General features: G+C 53.2%; 17 protein-coding genes. All 17 read left to right on the plus strand.

Going from position 1 to position 21,597, the window contains the following annotated elements:
* Nucleotides 1–22 precede the first annotated feature (22 nt).
* The 17 genes from A9404_RS13100 (at nucleotide 23) to A9404_RS03705 (ending at nucleotide 21,409) form a co-directional block, all read left to right on the plus strand.
* Entirely contained in the window at nucleotides 23–2,452 is a 2,430-nt protein-coding gene (locus A9404_RS13100) for a glycosyltransferase (RefSeq protein ID WP_082922710.1), read from the plus strand.
* Nucleotides 2,453–2,504: 52 nt separating this feature from the next.
* Complete coding sequence (locus A9404_RS13105) at nucleotides 2,505–4,133, plus strand: glycosyltransferase family 4 protein (protein WP_082922711.1); 1,629 nt, start codon at nucleotides 2,505–2,507, stop codon at nucleotides 4,131–4,133.
* 93 nt (nucleotides 4,134–4,226) lie between these two features.
* A complete protein-coding gene (locus A9404_RS13110; RefSeq protein WP_082922712.1) occupies nucleotides 4,227–5,972 on the plus strand; it encodes a glycosyltransferase family 2 protein in 1,746 nt (581 codons plus the stop codon).
* A 121-nt stretch (nucleotides 5,973–6,093) separates the two neighbouring features.
* Nucleotides 6,094–7,128: a GDP-mannose 4,6-dehydratase gene (gmd, locus tag A9404_RS03645; RefSeq protein ID WP_066098761.1), complete on the plus strand. Its 1,035-nt coding sequence runs from the start codon at nucleotides 6,094–6,096 to the stop codon at nucleotides 7,126–7,128.
* A 25-nt stretch (nucleotides 7,129–7,153) separates the two neighbouring features.
* Nucleotides 7,154–8,059 (plus strand): GDP-mannose 4,6-dehydratase, encoded by a 906-nt coding sequence (locus A9404_RS03650; RefSeq protein WP_066098762.1) that lies wholly within the window; start codon nucleotides 7,154–7,156, stop codon nucleotides 8,057–8,059.
* Nucleotides 8,056–9,237 carry a glycosyltransferase family 4 protein gene (locus tag A9404_RS13115; RefSeq protein WP_082922713.1) on the plus strand — a complete coding sequence of 394 codons (1,182 nt, stop codon included), beginning with the start codon at nucleotides 8,056–8,058 and terminating at the stop codon, nucleotides 9,235–9,237. The genes A9404_RS03650 and A9404_RS13115 overlap by 4 nt, the downstream gene beginning before the upstream one ends.
* 83 nt (nucleotides 9,238–9,320) lie before the next feature.
* Entirely contained in the window at nucleotides 9,321–10,385 is a 1,065-nt protein-coding gene (gene rfbB / locus A9404_RS03655) for a dTDP-glucose 4,6-dehydratase (RefSeq protein WP_066098764.1), read from the plus strand.
* 3 nt (nucleotides 10,386–10,388) lie between these two features.
* Nucleotides 10,389–11,279, plus strand: a complete 891-nt coding sequence (gene rfbD, locus A9404_RS03660) for a dTDP-4-dehydrorhamnose reductase (protein WP_066098766.1) — start codon at nucleotides 10,389–10,391, stop codon at nucleotides 11,277–11,279.
* 30 nt (nucleotides 11,280–11,309) lie between these two features.
* Nucleotides 11,310–12,194, plus strand: a complete 885-nt coding sequence (gene rfbA / locus A9404_RS03665; protein ID WP_066098768.1) for a glucose-1-phosphate thymidylyltransferase RfbA — start codon at nucleotides 11,310–11,312, stop codon at nucleotides 12,192–12,194.
* A 21-nt stretch (nucleotides 12,195–12,215) separates the two neighbouring features.
* On the plus strand, nucleotides 12,216–12,761 hold the full coding sequence (gene rfbC, locus A9404_RS03670; RefSeq protein ID WP_066098770.1) for a dTDP-4-dehydrorhamnose 3,5-epimerase: 546 nt from the start codon (nucleotides 12,216–12,218) through the stop codon (nucleotides 12,759–12,761).
* A 65-nt stretch (nucleotides 12,762–12,826) separates the two neighbouring features.
* A complete protein-coding gene (locus A9404_RS03675; protein ID WP_231880942.1) occupies nucleotides 12,827–14,311 on the plus strand; it encodes a phosphomannomutase in 1,485 nt (494 codons plus the stop codon).
* 164 nt (nucleotides 14,312–14,475) lie between these two features.
* Nucleotides 14,476–15,654, plus strand: a complete 1,179-nt coding sequence (locus A9404_RS03680; RefSeq protein ID WP_082922714.1) for a polysaccharide biosynthesis/export family protein — start codon at nucleotides 14,476–14,478, stop codon at nucleotides 15,652–15,654.
* A 4-nt stretch (nucleotides 15,655–15,658) separates the two neighbouring features.
* Nucleotides 15,659–16,825 (plus strand): glycosyltransferase family 4 protein, encoded by a 1,167-nt coding sequence (locus A9404_RS03685; protein ID WP_066098773.1) that lies wholly within the window; start codon nucleotides 15,659–15,661, stop codon nucleotides 16,823–16,825.
* Nucleotides 16,818–17,885, plus strand: a complete 1,068-nt coding sequence (locus tag A9404_RS03690; protein WP_066098775.1) for a capsular polysaccharide export protein, LipB/KpsS family — start codon at nucleotides 16,818–16,820, stop codon at nucleotides 17,883–17,885. Before A9404_RS03685 ends, A9404_RS03690 begins: the two co-directional genes overlap by 8 nt.
* Entirely contained in the window at nucleotides 17,882–19,120 is a 1,239-nt protein-coding gene (locus tag A9404_RS03695) for a capsule biosynthesis protein (protein ID WP_066098776.1), read from the plus strand. The genes A9404_RS03690 and A9404_RS03695 overlap by 4 nt, the downstream gene beginning before the upstream one ends.
* Nucleotides 19,107–19,877 carry an SDR family NAD(P)-dependent oxidoreductase gene (locus A9404_RS03700; RefSeq protein ID WP_066098778.1) on the plus strand — a complete coding sequence of 257 codons (771 nt, stop codon included), beginning with the start codon at nucleotides 19,107–19,109 and terminating at the stop codon, nucleotides 19,875–19,877. Before A9404_RS03695 ends, A9404_RS03700 begins: the two co-directional genes overlap by 14 nt.
* 8 nt (nucleotides 19,878–19,885) lie before the next feature.
* Complete coding sequence (locus A9404_RS03705; protein WP_066098780.1) at nucleotides 19,886–21,409, plus strand: LTA synthase family protein; 1,524 nt, start codon at nucleotides 19,886–19,888, stop codon at nucleotides 21,407–21,409.
* Nucleotides 21,410–21,597 lie beyond the last annotated feature (188 nt).

Genomic DNA, 21,597 nt, shown 5'->3' on the forward strand with positions numbered 1-21,597 from the left:
ATTTTACGGACACAATAGAACCATGCACAGAACAAATAACACAACCGAAATTGATAATCTACTCCTAAGCCCACCCAACGAATTCATTGAAAAGGCTTACCTGGTCATTTTAGGCAGACACCCTGATAAGCAGGGATTAATTCACTACGCCTTCAAGCTGCAAAGTGGCTTCAACAGAATTCAAATAATTGGAGATATGCTTTGCTCCAAAGAGGCTAACAATGCTGAGCTAATTGGTAACGCTAAAACATTTATAAAAAAATATAAAATAATCAAGAAACTCCCAAAAGGAACGCTTAAATGGCGGCTAATCAGCAATTTTTCATTTTCAGATGACGAAAAATTTGATTGGAGCAACTGGCTGGGCAGCATATTAATTCAGAAAAAAACGATAGCAAGTTCTAGCGAGAAGGTTATACGAACCTTTTTTGGACATGAGGAACTAGAAACCCTAAACGAAATTAACTCTCACATTAATAGCGAAGACCTCAACGAGGTTCTCATTAGTTTCCTGCGAATTACTGAAAAAAAACTAAACAGCACCACCAAATCCCTAGCAACCCCTCTACCATCTGCGCCGCCAATTCATTTCCTTAATCACTCACAAGCACATCTAAAGCACGTCACAGACACACTTGAGTATCGCCCCAAAATATCGGCAGTAATTCCAAGTTATAATGACTACGAAGTATTAGAAAATTGCATTAATTCCATACTTAAATACAGCAATAATTTAATATCAGAAATAGTCATTAGCGATGACTGCAGCACAAACCAATTACACAAAGATTATTTAGAAACCATTGCCTCTAAAGACATGGGAATTCCAATAACAATTATCAGGTCGAAGATAAATAAGGGTTTTTCTGCAAACGTTAACAGAGGATTGCGTGCAGCTAAATCTGGATCTGACATCTTACTATTAAATAGCGATACAGAGCTTACAGAGTTTTCAATAAGTTCTCTGTGTGCTGTTGCCAGAATGAACGGCGGTGTAGCAGGCGCACGACTATTGTACCCGAACAACAAAATCCAGCACGCAGGTGGTTTTAGAAATTTTAATGCACCAGATTGGTTTGAACACAGAAATAGAATGCAAGATCGATATCACCCACCTGCCTTAATGAACTATAACGCATTATACTGCACAGCAGCGGCCTTATACATAACCAACGAAACATTGAAAGCAGTCGGCCATTTTGATGAAAATTTTGAAATGGGTTTCGAGGATGTTGACTATTGCCTCAGAGTATGGAATGAAAATCTACCTGTGACTTATGTAGGCGCCTCTGAAATATATCATCACGAATCAATTACCAGAGGCAAAAACCCTGGAAAAAGAGAAATAAACTCTCAAAATTTTTTTTGGGAGAAACAGGGGAAATTCTTCAAAAGAAAAGTAACTAACAGTCAAAAGAAAGTAAGCATTATATTTGTAACTAAAGATACCGGCGTAGGAGGCGGACATAGAGTAATTTTTAGATTTGCTGACTTTCTCGCCGGCCAATCAGACAGATACTCTGTACAAATCTGGTCACTCGCTTCGAAGCCGGATTGGTTTCAATTTAATAATGATGTGAAATTTTCTCAATTCAACAATTTCGCAGAGCTTCAACAAGAGCTATATCCGCTAAACTCTATAAAAATAGCAACTTGGTGGGAAACAGCGGAACATGTATGGCGCAGCTCTATACTGAGAGGGATTCCAGTATGGCTATCACTAGATATTGAAACATCTTATTACAAGGGCAGAGACACATTTAATGAATTAAGAGCCTGGTCTTCGTATGCACCAGATTTTACCTATATATCCTGCTATAAATGGCTTTCAGAAGCACTCGCAACAGATTTCTACTACCACTCGAAATATGTGGGACTTGGTGTTGATAAAGATATCTTCTATAGAACAAAATCCAAGAAAATAAACAATTCAGTCCTTGTTTGCGCCAGAGGCGAACCCTTAAAGGGCTACCCTCTATCTAAAAGCATTATTCAAAACTTAGCAGACCAAGGGTACAAAATTACAGCATACGGTGTGGACCCCACTCTAGTGCCCGAACACATAAATATCCATTTTAAACACAAACCGGGCAACGAGGAATTGCGAGAGCTTTACAATACTCATCAGTTTTTCCTACAGACTTCAATTCATGAGGGACTCAGTTTGCCTCCCCTTGAGGCTATGGCATGCGGATGTATTGCAGTAATTACAGATGCTTTTGGAAATCGAGAATACATCAAGGACAGAGAAAACTGTATACTCATCCAAAGATCAATTGAAGATGCTGTGAGCACTATACGGAGCATAGACTATGAGACAACATATTCAAAGCTTAAACCAGGCATCGAGAACACCTTGAGACATTACGACTGGGAAGCGTGTTATAAGCGACTTGATGATTTAATCCTAAACATCTCTGAAGAACCAACCTTCGGAATAACGAAATATTAAGTTTATTGCCTACCCATCAATACCGCCATGACAAAAAACACAAAATATTTATATGAGCAAACCACAGCCACATTCACAGCGTAACTCTTATGAAACAATTAAACCCGGACTCAACATCAAACAAAGCAACATCAAAAAATCAATTTTGTTTGATTTAAGGCCAGCATTAGGAGGATATTTTGGCATCCCTCAAGTAACCAGGTTATTATATCTCGCATTAACAAAACATTCAGGTTTTGATATATCCGGTCTAATTCAAGGCTCAACATCTGACATTGGGCCCGGCCTGCCTGTATCAACCGCGCAAAATCTTACTCAAGATAAGAAATTACATTTGCTATCCTCTACAGCCATTTCGATTACAGAAGATAAAAACAAGTGGCGCCGCAAGTCTGTACTATCCCTAACCAAATACTTATTTGCACAACTGCTCGCAAGAGTATATGGCTGGACTAAAATCCATTCAGTTCAGTTAAAGCGATTTGAAACCGAGTATTTCTCGGACTTCATCTGGAATGCACTTTTCTCCAAAACACTAAATCCATCGGACAAGCTGAAAGCATTAAAACCTGAGTGTTTCATTCTACCGTTATCACGATCAACAATGCACAGCATTGGACTTGACTCACTTATTTTATTCAAAACCCCCAGATATCCTTTAATAAATACCAGCGACTTTGATGTTTTAATTGCACAAATGCCATTTCCCGGCAAAGTTGCCAAGAATACAAAGCTAGTCATTCACTACCATGACTCCATACCTATGACTATGCCGCACACTATTTCAGACAAGAGGAGGCATGAGTCTACCCATTACAATGCATTAGCTGAAAACATAAAATCTGGTGCTTACTTCGTTTGCGGATCAGAGACTGTAAGACAAGAACTAATTCAGTTTTTTCCAGAAGTAGAAAAAAATGCAACAACAATTTACAGTTTCACCTCCTCAGAGTTTCACCCCGATATCACCAACACGCTAGACTTAAAGTCAATATTAAATAGATACTGCTACAACTACCCGGACCTTTTCGAAACTGTCAAGAGAAATAAAGCAATCGATAATTCATACAAATTATCTATAAATCCAACATACCAGGCACTAGACGAAGTATTTTCCACAAACAAACAACATAAATTTATTTTAATGGTCGCGACGTTGGAGCCTAGAAAAAATCATGAACTCTTAATTTCCGCTTGGGAAAAAGCCAGGAGCACATGCGATAGAGATTTACTTTTAGTTCTTGTTGGTAGCATAGGTTGGGATTATGATAATATATTAAGATCCGCCGCACCGGGCATTAATGATGGACGGCTATTTGTTCTCCACGATGTACCAATTGATGTATTGCGACAGCTATACAGCAATGCTGCAGCCACCGTTTGCCCCAGCAGAGGTGAAGGGTTTGACTTGACAGGACTAGAAGCCATGTGTTGCAGTGGAGCTGTAATCGCTTCGGATATTCCAGTCCATAAAGAAATATATGGTGATGGTGCTTTGTATTTTGACCCTTATGACCACAACTCCTTATATAATCAAATAAAATACATCATCTACAACAGTGATTTTGAAACTATACAATCCACTCTACGCACAAAAGGTCTGAACCAATCCAAAAAATACAACATAGATTCAATTGCCTCCCAATGGAACTCATTTATAACCACCATATGCTCAACATAGCGCTAGGATTTTTCCACACAGAGATTATTTGCCATTCCACAACACCAATTTTATTATTTTCTTAATGATCGCCCTCAGTAAAACATCTTAAAAATGCAAATAAAAGCCATCCCCGATCACGTTTATCAAAATTTCATATTGCGTAACGACACGTTATCAGCGGATGATGTCGAGAAAATTGACTCGCACATAACCGAGCTTAAATTCAAGCCACTTTTCTCTATCCTTTTATTCCCAGATGAATCCAATTTCTTTCTAATAGATGCTATCAACTCAGTTCTGGCGCAACGGTATCGGAACCTAGAACTGATAATAGCCGTCAATCCATTTACTAACGCCGACACACTTAATAAAATAAATGAATATGCGCATCTTGATTCACGCATCAAGCCACTTTATCACAAAGAGACTTTTTCATTTATCAGATCATTCAATAGCGCACTTAAAATAGTTAGCGGAGATTACATAATTCAATTAAGCGGCGATGATTTCATGGCTGCGCAAGCACTTTATCATTTTGCTGTCGAGGCAAACAGATTCGATAGCGCGCACATTATTTATTCAGATGAAGATCAAATTAAAAAAAACTATTTTCGTCTTAATCCACATTTCAAACCAGATTGGAATCTTGAGTATTTCCTCTCGCACAACTACATTGGAAAATCTTTCGCACTCAAATCTTTGTTTGTTCGAAGCTTAAAAGGTATAAAATATGAAAACCACAGCCTCGCCTTTTTTGATCTGATAATGAGAATGCTCAACCATATATCTGCGAAACAAATTAGACATATTCCTAGAGTTCTTTTGCATACGCGAAATTCCGATCAGGATTCATCTACATGCCCACACGACGTTCAATATTTAAGGAAGCGCGCACGTATAGCAAATAAGCATCTTGCACCCATGAATGGAAAAACTAAAATAAATTCATCAACCAACAGCCTTAATATCGAATTCCAATATGACCTACGCAAGCACTTCGTTTCAATAATTATTCCAACTCGAAACGAACTCCAAAAACTTTATGACTGCATCAGCAGCATCTCTACAAACACTAAAAAAATCAAATATGAAATAATTATTGTGAATAATCAGTCTTCACACCCAGAGAAGATTTTTGCAATAGCCAGTCAATTCCCTCATTTGGCAATAAACATTATCGATTTCGATTCACCATTCAACTTTTCCACCATAAACAATCTCGCAGCAAAGCATTCTAAAGGCGATATCATCTGCCTGCTCAATAATGACACTGTAATTCTTAAAAACAACTGGCTTATTGATTTGGTTAGTCATGCCGCACGCCCAGATATTGGTGCTGTCGGCCCTAAGCTTCTGTACCCAACCGGTCAAATTCAACATGCTGGAGTAATTTTAGGAATCGGTGGCGTGGCTGCTCATGCATATAGGCTTGAATCCAGCGATTCTTCAGGCTACTTGAATCGTCTAAACTGTCTACAAGAAGTATCTGCCGTCACTGGCGCCTGCTTAGCAGTAAAAAAGTCTATTTTTTTTCTAGTAGGAGGGCTAGATGAATCACTGTCCGTTGCATTTAATGATGTAGACTTCTGCCTTAAAGTTAACAATGCTGGATTTAGAAATCTTTTCATCCCTTATATTTCCCTCCAGCACTTTGAGTCACTAACCAGGAACGCACCCGACCAACAGCATCTCGCTTCTTTTTTCGAGCATGAAGTAGACTTCATGAAAAAAAAATGGGGAAAAGTCCTTACAAGTGACCCCTTTTACAATCCAAACTTAACATTATCAGCTTCTGATTTTTCACTTTCCACATCCCAGGTTGAATCCCCTCACCATGGCTACCCTCTTGTAATTTGATTCACAATGCGTATATTTTCAGATAACCACAATTTCATCCCATTTCAGCAGAAAAAAATCAACCTTGTTTTTTTTCCTTCACTGCCATGGTTTTTTGCAATACCAACATAGGAGATTTTTCATGAATACTGCAATCATTACCGGTATTACTGGCCAGGATGGCGCTTACCTAACCGAGCTACTTCTAAACAAAGGTTATACCGTCTACGGAACCTATCGCAGAACCAGTTCAGTCAATTTCTGGCGACTTGAGGAGTTGGGAGTCGACAAGCATCCCAACCTGCATCTCGTCGAATACGATCTCACAGACGTTACTTCGGCGATTCGTCTGCTTGAAACCAGTGATGCGACAGAGGTATACAACCTCGCGGCACAAAGTTTCGTAGGCGTTTCCTTTGACCAGCCGATTACCACGGCCGAGATCACCGGCGTCGGTCCGTTGAATCTGCTGGAAGCCATCCGGATCGTGAATCCCAAGATTCGCTTCTATCAGGCGTCCACGTCGGAAATGTTCGGCAAGGTACAGGCCATTCCGCAGAAGGAAGATACGCCCTTCTATCCGCGCAGTCCGTATGGCGTAGCCAAACTGTATGCGCACTGGATGACGATCAACTACCGTGAAAGCTACGACATTTTCGGTTCCAGCGGCATTTTGTTCAATCACGAATCCCCGCTTCGCGGCCGTGAGTTCGTGACGCGCAAGATCACCGACACGATCGCAAAAATCAAACTCGGCAAGCACGATGTACTCGAGCTGGGCAACATGGATGCCAAGCGCGACTGGGGTTTCGCCAAGGAATATGTGGAAGGCATGTACCTGATGCTACAGGCCGACAAGCCGGATACTTATGTACTCGCCACTAACCGGACGGAAACGGTTCGCGATTTCGTCACCATGGCCTGCAAGGCTGCGGACATCAACGTTGAGTGGACGGGTTCCAACGAGCAGGAACGCGGTATTGATGCGGCCACCGGAAAAACGATCGTCGCCGTCAATCCGAAATTCTATCGTCCGGCCGAAGTGGATCTGCTCATCGGCAATCCGGAGAAGGCTAAGCAGGATCTGGGCTGGGAACCGAAGACCTCTCTCGAAGATCTGTGCCGCATGATGGTGGAAGCCGATTTGCGTCGCAATCAGTCTGGTTTCTCGTTCTAATTCATCTGAAAACAGGTAATTTGCTTTGAAAGCACTGATTACAGGTGTTCAGGGGTTCACTGGTCGCTATCTGGCGGCCGAATTGAGTCAGGCCGGCTATGAAGTGCATGGCCTGGCACAATCCCCAAGCGGCCGGGCCATTCCGGGCGTACACGCCGTCCATGCAGGCGACCTTGCCGATCTTGCGGCTTTGACGCACATCATGGAAACGGTACGCCCGGACATCGTGGTTCACTTGGCAGCCATTGCCTTTGTCGCCCACGGTGATGTTTCGGCCATTTATTCAACAAATCTCATGGGCTCGCGAAACGTGCTCGACGCACTAGTTCGGGCCAAGGTTACGCCTCGTGCCGTACTGATAGCCAGTAGTGCGAATGTCTATGGGAATGCCACCGGCGGAATGCTAAGCGAGGCAACCTTGCCTGCACCCGCCAACGATTACGCAGTGAGCAAGCTGGCCATGGAGTTCATGGCCAACCTGTTCCAGGACAAGTTGCCGCTGATTGTCACCCGGCCGTTCAACTACACGGGTGTCGGTCAGACGGAAAACTTCCTTTTACCCAAGATCGTCGCCCACGTCCGCAAGAAGGCACCGGTTATCGAGTTGGGCAATCTGGATGTCGCCCGGGACTTCTCCGACGTCCGCACCGTCGTGCAATGCTACCGTCGGCTGCTCGAGAAGCCGGAGGCCATCGGCGGAACCTTCAATGTCTGCTCCGGCAAGGCATTCACCCTTCAGGAAGTACTGGACATGGTCCGCAGCATTTCCGGTCACGACTTCGAGGTAAGGGTAAACCCGGCCTTCGTTCGTGCCAATGAAGTGAAGATGCTGCTTGGCGATCGCGCCAAACTGGTATCCATGATTGGCCCTGTCGACGATATTCCGTTAGCGGACACGTTGCGCTGGATGATCGAGTCCCCCGAACAATGAAAGTTGTTCTCGCTGTCGATGCACTGACGCCACCTCTGTCTGGTATCGGTCGTTATACCTGGGAATTGGCAAGCCGTTTGGCTCTTGAGTCCAGCATTGATCAACTCCATTTTTATCGAAATGGTTACTGGATACGCAACCCAGCTGCACTCCTGGATCCCAGTCTTTCTGCCGCAGGTCCGCACGCATACAAAGACCTAGCTCCACGATGGAATTCAGTCAAGTCATTACGCTGGATCGGGGGTGTAATTCGATGCAAGGGGGCTATTTTCCATGGCCCGAACTATTTCCTGCCGCCTTGCACTGACCGAGGAGTGATCACCATCCATGATCTCTCAATCTTCAAGTTTCCAGAAACACACCCAGTTGAACGTATCCGCCAGTTTGAAAAGCATTTTTCACTTTCTATACAGCGCGCTGATCAGTTAATTACGGATACTCAGACAACAAGAGAAGAAGTCATTAAATTTCTCGGATGGCCGGAAGATCGCGTCACAGCTGTTCATTTAGGGGTATCTGAACGCTTCAGACCTCATAAATTTTGCCAGACGGAGCCTATCCTCGCTCGTTATGAACTCCAATATGATGGATACGCTCTGTGTGTTTCTACGCTCGAACCGCGCAAACGCATTGACAGGCTACTTGATGCTTATTCCCTGCTACCCGCACAAATACGTGATCGATACCCACTCATCCTGATTGGTCCAAGGGGCTGGCTGAACGAAGACCTTCACCTGAAAATTACGGCTGGCACCCGCGCTGGTTGGTTAAAATACCTGGGTTTCGTTCCTGAAGAGGATTTGCCAATCATTTTCGCAGGCGCCAGATTGTTTATATACCCCTCGATTTACGAAGGCTTTGGGTTACCCGTAGCGGAGGCCATGTCCTCGGGTGTGCCAGTGGTCACATCGAAGTTTTCTTGTCTTCCTGAAGTTACCCAGGGTGCGGCAATGCTGATCGACCCGGATGACATTGAAGATTTTAGTACGATCATCCACCGAGGTCTCGACGATGATGAATGGAGAGCAAAAGCCAACTCAGCAGGGTTAAACATTGCAGAAAGTTATCGATGGTCACGCTGCATTGAAGACACCGTGCTTGTTTATCGGAAAATCAGGCATGGGCAAGTAGGCCCAAAAAAAACCTTCAACACGAATGGCAAGTTATCGGAAGATTAAAAATGCTCAGCCACCGACACTCCTAAATCAACATAACCATATATTTTTATTTATTTTTTAAACCATTTTCATAGGTTCATATCATGATTCTCGTTACAGGCGCAGCAGGCTTTATCGGTTCTAACTTCGTACTCGACTGGCTTGCGATCAACGATGAGCCGGTCATTAACCTCGACAAGCTGACCTATGCGGGCAACCTGGACAATCTGTCCAGCCTCAAGGATGACTCTCGGCATATCTTTGTTCAGGGGGACATCGGGGATCGCGCCCTCGTGGATAAACTGCTTACGAACCACAAACCGCGCGCAGTCATCAATTTCGCGGCCGAGTCGCATGTGGATCGCTCGATCCACGGCCCTGAGGATTTTATCCAGACCAATATGCTGGGCACCTTCCATCTGCTCGAATCCGTACGCGGTTACTGGAGTAATCTGGCCGATGCGGAAAAGAGCCAATTCCGTTTTCTGCATGTTTCTACGGACGAAGTGTATGGTTCACTGAGCCCCAGCGACCCCGCCTTTACTGAAACCAAGCGCTACGAGCCAAACAGCCCCTACTCCGCCTCGAAGGCGGCATCCGATCATCTGGTACGCGCCTACCACCATACCTATGGCCTGCCGGTTCTCACCACCAACTGCTCGAACAACTACGGCCCTTATCATTTCCCGGAGAAGCTGATCCCACTGATGATCGTCAATGCACTGGCCGGCAAGCCCCTGCCCGTGTACGGCGACGGCATGCAGATCCGGGACTGGCTGTTCGTCAAGGATCATTGCAGCGCCATTCGTCGAGTGCTCGAAGCCGGCACGCTCGGCGAGGTGTACAACGTGGGCGGCTGGAACGAGATGCCGAACATCGAGATCGTGAAGATCGTCTGCGGCCTGCTGGACGAGATGCGTCCCCGTGCCGACGGCAAGCCGTATATCGAGCAGATGACCTTCGTGACCGACCGACCGGGCCATGACCGACGCTACGCCATCGATGCCACCAAGATCGAGCGCGAACTGGGCTGGCGCCCTGCGGAAACCTTCGAGACCGGTATCCGCAAAACGGTAGCCTGGTATCTCGAGAATGAGGAATGGGTGAAGACGGTCCAATCCGGTGCCTATCGCAACTGGCTGGAAACCAACTACAGTGGCCGGAGCTAAGCCATGAAAATCCTGTTGCTGGGAAAAAACGGACAGGTCGGCTGGGAGCTTCAGCGCAGCCTCGCGCCAGTGGGCGAGTTGATCGCGTTGGATTCACGCAGTACGGACTATTGCGGGGATCTGGCCAATCTATCCGGTCTTTTGGAAATGGTTGATCGGATTCGGCCGGACGTGATTGTCAATGCCGCTGCCTATACCGCCGTGGACAAGGCCGAAAGCGAGGTGGATCAGGCTCGTCTCGTGAATGCCACCGCCCCGGGCGTGCTCGCAGAAGCCGCCAAACGCCATGACGCACTCCTGGTGCATTACTCGACCGATTACGTGTTCGACGGCAGCGGCTCGGCACCGCGTCAGGAGACGGATCCGGTCGCTCCGCCAAACATGTATGGACAGACCAAGCTCGAAGGCGAACAGTTGATTGCCGCACAGGCAGGCAAACATCTCATCTTCCGAACCAGCTGGGTGTACGCCGCCAGGGGCAATAACTTCGCAAAGACCATGCTGCGCCTGGCCAAAGAAAGGGATTCCCTCAACATCATCAATGATCAGCATGGCGCCCCGACCGGGGCGGAACTGATCGCGGATGTGACGGCCCATGCCATTCGCCGCACCGTCATGAATCCGGAATTGTCCGGCTTGTATCATCTCGTGGCTACCGGCGAAACCACCTGGTTCGACTATGCGCGATTCGTGATCGAACACGCGCGGGCAGCTGGTATGCCCATCAAGGTCAATACGGACGATATCGCCCCTGTACCAACGAGCGCTTTCCCGACGCCCGCCAAGCGTCCTTTGAACTCTCGTCTGAGCACCATCCGACTACAGAACACTTTCGATCTGGTACTGCCGCCATGGGAGCGCGGAGTCGAACGTATGCTGACTGAAATTCTATAAGCCAACAATCCAAGAGTAGAGCCATCCATCATGACAAATCGCAAAGGAATCATTCTCGCTGGTGGTTCAGGTACACGACTGCACCCTGCAACCCTGGCCATCAGCAAGCAGCTCTTACCGGTATACGACAAGCCAATGATTTACTACCCGCTGAGCACGTTGATGCTGGCGGGCATCCGAGACATTCTGATCATTTCCACGCCGCAGGACACGCCTCGCTTCGAGCAGCTACTGGGCAGCGGGGCCCAATGGGGTCTGAACCTCAACTATGCCATTCAGGACTCGCCGGATGGTCTGGCCCAGGCCTTCCTGATCGGGGCACCCTTCATCGGCAACGACCCGAGCGCCCTGGTGCTGGGTGACAACCTGTTTTATGGTCACGATTTTCACAAATTGCTGGCCAATGCCCATCAGCGTACGCAGGGTGCCAGCGTCTTTGCCTATCACGTGCACGATCCCGAACGATATGGCGTGGCCGAATTCGATGAGTCAGGGAAGGTGCTATCCCTGGAGGAAAAACCGCCACAACCCAAATCGAACTACGCGGTCACCGGCCTGTACTTCTACGACGATCAGGTCGTGGATTTCGCCAAAGGTCTGAAACCCTCACCGCGCGGTGAGCTGGAGATCACGGATCTCAATCGGTTGTATCTCGATCAGGGCGAGCTGAATGTCGAGATCATGGGCCGGGGATTCGCCTGGCTGGATACCGGTACCCACGACTCACTGCTGGAAGCCGGCCAGTTCATCGCCACCATCGAGTCTCGTCAGGGTCTGAAAGTGGCCTGTCCCGAGGAAATTGCCTGGCGCCAGGACTGGATCAATGACGAACAACTGGAAAAACTCGCCAAACCGCTGCTTAAGAACGGATATGGCAAGTACCTGCACCGTATCCTGAAAGACGACATCCGCTAATCACTACCTGGTAGCCTGAACATGCAAGCAACACCTTTGGCCATACCTGACGTGATCCTGTTCGAACCCCGAGTATTCGGTGATGAAAGAGGCTTCTTCTTCGAAAGTTACAACCAGCGCCATTTTGAAGCCGCAATCGGTTACTCGGTCGATTTCGTCCAGGACAACCATTCGCGTTCGGCAAAGAATGTATTACGGGGTCTGCACTATCAGATCAAGCAGGCCCAGGGGAAGCTGGTGCGCGTAGTGCACGGTGAAGTGTTCGATGTTGCCGTCGACATACGGAAAGGCTCGCCGACCTTTGGTCAATGGGTGGGAGAAGTTCTCTCGGCGGAAAACAAGAAGCAACTCTGGATACCCGCAGGCTTCGCTCATGGCTTTGTCACCCTGTCAGACAATGCCGAGTTCCTGTATAAAACGACGGACTACTACGCGCCAACATTCGAGCGTTGCATTGCTTGGAATGATCCGTCAATCGGTATCAATTGGCACAGCGAAGGTCCCTTCAGTTTGTCCGCAAAGGATCAACAAGGTGTTCTGCTTTCAGAAGCTGAAGTTTTTGAATAACCCACCGATCTCATAACCTTTGCCCCTCCACGTCTTATTGGGCAAACTTTACTGGATACATTGAATTGAACCAGAAACTCTCAGCAATCATTCAGGAATCAGAAGTCGCATTCGGCACCTCCGGTGCCCGCGGCCTCGTGACCAGGATGACCGATCAGGTTTGCTTTGCCTACACGGCGGGCTTTCTCAATTACATGCGCTCAATCGGCCTGTTCGAGCCCGGTATGGCCGTGGCACTGGCGGGCGACCTCCGCCCAAGTTCACCCCGAATCCTGCGTGCTTGCGCTGCCGCCATCGAATCCGTGGGCGGCAAGCCGCTGTTCTGCGGTTATATCCCCTCCCCGGCGCTCGCGCTGCTGGGGCTGGAGCGAAAAATCCCGGCGCTGATGGTGACGGGTAGCCATATTCCCGATGATCGGAACGGCATCAAGTTCAACCGGCCCGATGGCGAACTGCTGAAGTCCGACGAGGCGGGCGTGCTCGGCCAACCGGTGACGATGCCGATGGACCTGTTCGACGAGGCAGGCATGCTGCGCGCAGCTGTGGATCTCGGTGCGCCCGTGGATGCCGTCACGACCTATATCCGACGTTACGTGGACTTCTACGGACCTGCGGCGCTGTCTGGCCTGAAGATTGGCGTATACCAGCATTCCGCGGTTGGTCGGGACATCATGGTGGACATCCTGCGTGAACTGGGCGCCGAAACTCTCTCATTGGGTCGCTCCGAGGTTTTCGTGCCCGTGGATACCGAGGCCATCCGCCCCGAGGACGTGCAGCTGGCCGCCGACTGGGCCCGGGAGCAGCACTTTGACGCAATCGTCTCGATGGATGGCGACTCGGATCGTCCGCTGCTGTCCGACGAACATGGCCAGTGGTTGCGGGGCGACATCCTCGGCATTCTGACCGCTCAATCTCTGGCTGCCGAGGCCGTGGTCACGCCGGTCAGCAGCAACACGTCCCTGGAAAAGTGCGGCAGTTTCCCTCAGGTGGTCCGCACGCGGATCGGTTCACCCTATGTGGTCGCAGCCATGACCGCTGCCATAGAGAGTGGCGCCACGCGCGTCTGCGGTTTCGAGGCCAATGGCGGATTCCTGCTGGCGACGGATTTCACGGACGGATCGAAAACATTGCCCGCACTGCCCACCCGCGATGCCGTACTGCCGATTCTGGCCGTTCTGGTGGCGAGCAAGCGCCAGAGCAAACCCGTTTCCGCCCTGGTCGCCGCTCTGCCGCAGCGTTTCACCTTCAGCGATCGGCTCAAGGAATTCCCGACCGCATTGACCTCGGCTCGAATTGCTGGCTTCATGCCGGACAGTGGCGATCCGCGGGGCGCCTTCGATGCGGCCTTCGGCTCGGCAACGGAATCCCCGGCGAGGGAGCTGGACTGGACGGACGGCGTGCGGGTCGTGCTGTCGAACGACGAGGTCGTGCATCTTCGTCCATCGGGAAATGCACCCGAGCTGCGCTGTTATACGGAAGCGGCAACCCGGGAGCGTGCGGTGGCATTGTGCGCGCGGGTAATGGCCGTTCTGGAGACCTGGCGGTCATGATCGCCGAAGGCCGATCCGCCAACCTGGTGTGACAAGCAGGATTCGCATCTGTGCCACCAACCGGATAGCCGCCTCTGTGGGAAAAATTGACACAGGCAGGCGGGAAAAAATTACACTGACGCCGGTGCCAGAAGGCCCGGTGCAATGACAATGAGGCTGACAACTTGAAAATTTCGAAGGTCTGCGCCATCGGACTCATCGTGGTCCCACTGCTTGGCGTACAGGGCTGTGCGACCACTTCCGCATGGCTGCCTGCCAGCGGCCCGAGTGCCGGCGATATCACCGACGCGGGCAAGCAGCCCAATTCGGCGATCAAGGTCGTGTACGTGGACGACACCGTGATCCAGACTCTGGCAGAGGAACGCAAGCACACCTACTTCTCCCAGCAGTTTCCCGCCAAGCTTGGCGCGACCTATCTGGTCGGACCGGGAGACGTACTGGCAATTTCCCTGTGGGAAGCGCCACCCAGTACGCTGTTCACGTCAGCCCCTCTGGACGGCATGGGCGGTGCGACGACCCGCATGGTCTCCTTCCCCGAACAGATGGTTTCCGCCAACGGCACCATCGACATTCCCTTTGCCGGCATGATCCATGTCGCCGGGCGCTCGCCGCAACAGATCCAGACCATGATCGAAAAAAAGCTGAGCGGCAAGGCGCATGACCCGCAGGTCCTGGTGCGCATGGCCCAGAACACGACGGCAACGGTCACCATCGTGGGCGACGTCGGCCGCAGTCTCCAGATGCCGCTGACCGCCAAGGGCGACCGGCTGCTGGATGCACTGGCTGCCGCAGGCGGTGTTCGCCAATCCGTGGGCAAGGAGACCATCCAGCTCGCGCGCGATGGCCATGTGGTATCCATGCCGCTGAAACACGTGATTCAGGATCCGAGCCAGAACGTGCCGCTGGCTCCCGGCGACGTGATCACCGTCACGCCCAAGCCGCTGAGCCTCATCGTGCTGGGCGCCACGGTCAAGAACGAAGAAATGTATTTCGAATCGCAGGGCATCTCGCTCGCCCAGGCGCTGGGCCGGGCCGGCGGTCTGCAGGACGCCCGGGCCGATGCGCGCGGCGTATTCGTGTTCCGGATGGCCGACGAAACCGACCTCGGCACGACAGCCGCCAAGCCCGAATCAAAGTCGGCCACGAAAGACGGGAAAGTACCCGTCGTCTACGTGCTGGACATGCGCAACCCCGGTTCCCTGCTCCTCGCCCAGGGGTTCAAGATGCACGACAACGATGTGCTGTACGTATCCAACGCGCCGGCAGCGGAACTGCAGAAGTTCCTGAACATCGTGACCTCGTCGGTGTACTCGATCACGTCGCTGAAAGCCATCGGGAACTAAGCTCTTGACGAACGTCATCATCGACATCACCCGACTCGTCGACCGGGCCATGCAAGGCCGGTTGCCGACCGGGGTCGATCGCGTGAGTCTGGCCTATGTTCGTCATGTGCGAAAACACGCCGATGCCCTCGTCCGTTATTCGGGACGCTGGATCATTCTGCAGGGCAAGGATGCGCGCACACTTTTTTCCATCCTGCTGCGCTCACCTTCGTCCTTTTCCGCCATCACACGGTGGATCGTGGGCAAGGGGCTGGTCTTCAACCACCAGGCCATTCAACGGGGCAGCATCCTCCTGAATACCGGACATTCAGGCCTCGACGACCCGGATTACACGCGGCGCATCGCCAAGGCCGGACTCAAGGCCGTCTACTTTCTGCACGATCTGATTCCCTTGACGCATCCGGAGTTCTGTCGCCCCGGCGAATCAATCCGCCACGCAGAGCGGCTTCGTACGATGCTCTCTTCCGGCGCGGGGCTGTTGATGAATTCCAAGGACACCCGCCTGAGACTGCTGGAATATGCCGCCAAGCAGGGCGTGACGCTGCCGCCGCACGCCGTTGCCATGCTCGGCCCGGCACGGATGCCGCCACCGGAGGCAGCACGTCCGCTGCTCGAACCCTATTTCGTGGTGCTCGGGACCATCGAACCGAGAAAGAACCACCTCCTGCTCCTGCATCTGTGGCGCGATCTCGTCGCGGAGTTCGGCGAGGATCGCGTACCGCGACTCGTGGTCATCGGCCAACGCGGCTGGGAATGCGAACAGGTCATCGACCTACTGGATCGTTCGCCGGCGTTGAAACGGGCCGTCATCGAATTGCCGCACTGCCTGGATGACGAACTGACCACCTGGCTGGCCCATGCCCAGGCCCTGCTGTTTCCCGCGTTCGTCGAGGGCTACGGCATGCCGCTGATCGAGGCCTTTACAGCCGGATGCCCGGTCATCGCCAGCAACTTGCGGGTATTCCGCGAATTGGCTGCCGACATACCCGATTACATCCATCCGCTGGATGGAAAAGCTTGGCGGGAAGCCATCCTGGACTATTCAGTGCGGCCGAACTCGGACCGTCGATCCAATCAGCTGAAACGAATTCGTACGTTCAAGACCCCGACCTGGAAGGATCATTTCATCGTCGTGGATCGACTGATCGAGTCTCTGACGCATCATGAGTAACCCCGCCCCTGCAACCTGGCATCCGGCGCAAGTCACCGGCGCGGTGTGGGCACATGGCTTTTCCCGGTGGAAACAGGCGGCGGTGCGCCTTTGCTTCGCCAATGCCCAGGTCCACTTCATCGACCGGTGGCCGGTGCTCCCCAAGGCAGCCACCGTCGTGGTCTGGGGTCTGGCGGAACTCCCGGCGAACGCGGGAACGGATCAATGGCAGGTCATTCGCATCGAGGATGGCTTCCTGCGCTCGGTCGGACTGGGTGCGGATCTGATCCGTCCCGTCTCCTGGGTCGTCGACCCGGTCGGTATCTACTACGATGCACGCACGCCCTCCCGCCTCGAAACCCTGCTCCAGTCGGGAATCGAGGACGAGGAAAGCCTGAGACGAGCGCGCCAGCTGCAGGAAACCGTACGATCATCAGGGTTGACCAAATATAATGTCGGTACGTCGGAATGGCGACCGCCGCAAGGGGTCCGTCGCATCGTACTGGCCGTGGGCCAGGTGGAATCCGATGCCTCACTGGCCGCCGGGGGCGGAGACATTCGCACCAACTGGTCCCTCTTGCAGGCGGTGCGTGCCGAATGCGCACCCGGCGATTATCTGATCTACAAGCCCCATCCCGATGTGGTGGCCCGTCTGCGGGCCGAAGGGGTCGAGGAACATCGGGCGGACACGCTGGCCGACGAGGTGATCGTCGATCTGGACATGTCCCGGTTGCTCGACCTGGTCGATGAGGTGCATGTCATGACATCGCTGGCCGGTTTTGAGGCATTATTGCGCGGCCGAAAGGTCGTGTGTCACGGCAAGCCGTTCTTCAGTGGCTGGGGACTGACGGAGGATCGCTGTGCCCTGCCGCGCCGCAGCCGCACCTTGTCGCTGGAGGCGCTGATCGCAGGGACATTGATTCTCTACCCGGTCTATTTCGACTGGACCAGGAACACATTGACGACGCCGGAAACGGCCACGGAACATCTACTGGCGGAAAAAAAACGAATGGGCGGCAAGCTGCCCTGGTGGCGACGGGGAATGCGGGTGATTTTGCGATTAGTGGTGGGCGTACGGTGACGCGACGACATTTTCTCTTTCTTCAGGGACCGGCGACGCCGTTCTTTCCGCGCCTAGCCGAACGCATCGAAACGCTGGGCCATCGCATCAGCAAGGTCAATTTCAACGGCGGCGACATGGCGTACTGGCGGCGCGGCGGCGCCCGACGCTTCCAGGGCAAGCTGGAGGAACTGCCGGCGTGGAGCGAAAAGCTGCTCGAAGACACGGCCGTCACCGACATCATCCTGTTCGGCGATCGGCGACCCGTGCATCGACCGTTCATCGAAGCCGCCGCACAGCGCGAGATCCGCGTCCATGTCTTCGAGGAGGGCTATTTCCGGCCCCACTGGATCACGCTGGAACGCGGCGGCGTCAACGGACACACCCAATTGCCCGCCGATCCCCAGTGGTATCTCGGCGCCGTCAAGCACGTTTCCGTGATTCCGGCCCGCCTGCCCTTCCGCGTCCCGTTTTCCCAGCGGGCGCTTCACGACGTGCTGTACCACCTGGCCGGTCTGCTGAATCCCTTCGTATTCCCGAACTACCGCACGCACGCGTTGTATACCGCGCCGGTCGAGTACATCGGTTACGGCTGGCGAATGATGCGTCTGCGCCGCCGCCAAGCCCAGGACCTGAAGCGCCTCTCGCGAATGCTGCAGACCGGGCAACCATTTTTCTTCCTGCCCCTGCAGCTCGATGGCGACGCCCAGATCCGCGACCATTCCTCATTCGATGGGGTCGGGGGCGTCATGCGCGCCGTGATGACCTCCTTCGCCGAACACGCGCCCGCGGACACGCTGCTGGTGATCAAGAACCATCCCCTGGATCCGGGCCTGGTTTCGCACGAGCGGGTGTGCAGCGATCTGGCGCGCGAGCTGGGTATCGCCCATCGCGTATGGTTCTTCGAGGGGGGCGATCTGGAGACGATGGTCCGCTGTGCGCAGGGCGTCGTCGTCGCCAACAGTACCGTCGGCACCCTGGCGCTCGAACGCGGCACGCCCGTTGCGGCCCTGGCCCCATCGATCTACGCCATGAAGGGACTGACCACCGATTGCCCGCTGGATCGGTTCTGGCACGAGCCCTGCCCGCCGGACAAGCGCCTGTTCATGGCCTTCCGATCCGTGGCACTCGCCACGACTCAGATCAATGGTGGCTTCTATTGCCCGACCGGGATGAAGATGGCCATCGATGGGGCACTCCCGAGGTTGCTGGCGGATCAATCCCCCCTGGAGGTGATGCTGAATGAGCCGTCCTGAACCGCGGACGATCCTGATCACCGGTGCCACCGGTGCCATCGGCGGCGCGTTGGCGCGAAACTACGCCGAACCCGGCGTCGTACTCGTCCTCCACGGACGCAATCCGCTCGAACTCGAACAGATCCGCCTCGCCTGCACGGATCGCGGCGCGGAAGTCATCACCCATCAGGGCGACCTGACGGAGGTCGCGGCGGCACGGACCTGGCTGGAACAGCTCTGCACCGAACGCCCGCTGGATCTCGTCGTGCTCAACGCCGGCATGAACATTCATACCGGCCCGAACGGGGAACCGGAAGATTGGTCGGACGCCCAGCGACTGATCACCCTGAACCTGATGAGCGTGATGGCGCTGGCCGACGTCGCCATCCGCCACATGCAGCCCCGCGGCACCGGCCAGATCGCACTCGTCAGCTCTCTTGCCGGCTATTTCGGCCTGCCTGTCACGCCCGCCTATTGCGCCAGCAAGGCGGGCCTCAAGGCGTATGGCGAAGCCTTGCGCGGTTGGCTGGGACCGATGGGCATTCAGGTAAATGTCATCATGCCGGGTTATGTTTCCTCCCCGATGTGCGCAGAAATGCCCGGACCCAAACCGTTCGAGATCGATCCCGATAGCGCCGCCCGGCGCATCCGGCAGGGTTTGCGTCACAATCGGGCCCGAATCAGCTTCCCCTTCCCGCTGAATCTCGGCACCTGGTTTCTGGCCGCACTGCCGGCCGGCCTTTCCGGCTGGATCGTTCAACGCATGGGTTATCGCTGAGTTCTAACATGACTTCCATCGTATTGGCGGCCCTGGCGGGTCTACTGGTTTCCTTTGCCCTCGAAGGGGTGCTCCAACCTCGTCCCGTCGCCCCGACCCGGCGAAAACCCAGCGATCTGGCGCTGCATGTGGGCATCTGGCTCGCGGCATACTGCCTCCTCACGCTGATTCTGGGACGCCCCTGGTTCGCCATGACCGTGGTCAGTGCCGGGCTGCTGACCCTGATCATGGTGAACAACGCGAAATATCTGGCCTTGCGCGAGCCGTTCGTGTTCCAGGACTACGATTACTTCATCGATGCGATCCGCCACCCGCGGCTGTACATCCCCTTTCTCGGCTGGGGTCGGGCCATAGCCGCCGCGCTGGGAATCGCGGCCGCGATCGGTCTGGGTTTCTGGGCGGAAGACCGGCTGCAGATCACCCCGCAGACCCTCGGGGCCTATTCCGGCATGGGGGCACTCGCAGCGGGGCTGATTCTGTTCGGGCACCGGTGGCGATCGATCATGACCTTCGAGCCGGTGACCGACCTGACGGCGCATGGCCTGCTCAGTGCCCTGTGGCACTACGGCCATGCGTATTTCAGTCCCGTGCCCAGCTGGCGATCTCCGTTGCTGGCCGCAGAAAAGAACCCGGACGATTCGGCAGAAACCCTGCCCCATATCGTGGCGGTCCAGAGCGAATCCTTCTTCGACCCGCGGACACTCTGGCCGGACATCGCGCCGTCGGTGACGGCGGGGCTCGATCGACTCGGTGCGGAAGCCGTGGCGGCAGGTACCTGCCGCGTACCGGCCTGGGGTGCGAACACGGTACGCAGCGAATTCGCCTTCCTGAGCGGTTTCGATGCCGATAACCTCGGCGTTCACCGGTTCAACCCCTACCGCGCCTTCAAGAGCGACGAACACGGCAGCCTCGCCCGCGCACTGAAAAATCTGGGCTATCGTACCCTGTGCATTCACCCCTACCCCATCAGCTTCTACGACCGTCAGCGGGTTTATCCGCTCCTGGGTTTCGACGAATTCATCGATCTCGCTGCTTTCACGCCGGCGGATAAATTCGGGCCATACACCGCGGATCAGGCCATCGCGGAACGGATTCGAACACTGCTTGCCGAGGCAGAGGTACCGACCTTCATCTTCGTGATCACGATGGAGAATCATGGCCCGTTGCATCTGGAAAAAGTAGCACCGGACGATATCGCGACGCTCTACACTGCCCCGCCACCGGCAGGAACGGATGACCTCACGATTTACCTCCGGCACCTGCGCAACGCCAGTCGCATGGCCGAACATATTGCCGAGACGCTGACGGATAACGTCCGACCCGGCTGGCTATGCTGGTATGGCGACCATGTCCCGATCATGAGCACGGTCTACGAAAAGTTGGGCATGCCGGATGGCCGGACACCCTATTTTATCTGGCATACGGATGTATCGGAGGCATCAGGCCCCGGCACCCACCGCAACGCGTCGGAACTGGCGCAGATCCTTCTGAAGCAGGCGGGATTCCTGCGTAACGCCCCGCCCTCACACTGACGACCACCCGCAGCACGCCCCGTTCCTCGTGGCGGGTGCGCCCTGACGCTACACCCTAAGATCACCGGAATGGCGACCAGCGCACCGTTGCCAGGCAACGCGGTCACCAGATCGCACCTGGATTTTTCCCGTCAATCGCACCGTATAAAATCGTCAAATAGCCGATGATTTTGCGTGGTCAACACTTA

The sequence above is a fragment of the Halothiobacillus diazotrophicus genome, assembly GCF_001663815.1.
Lineage (GTDB): Bacteria > Pseudomonadota > Gammaproteobacteria > Halothiobacillales > Halothiobacillaceae > Halothiobacillus > Halothiobacillus diazotrophicus.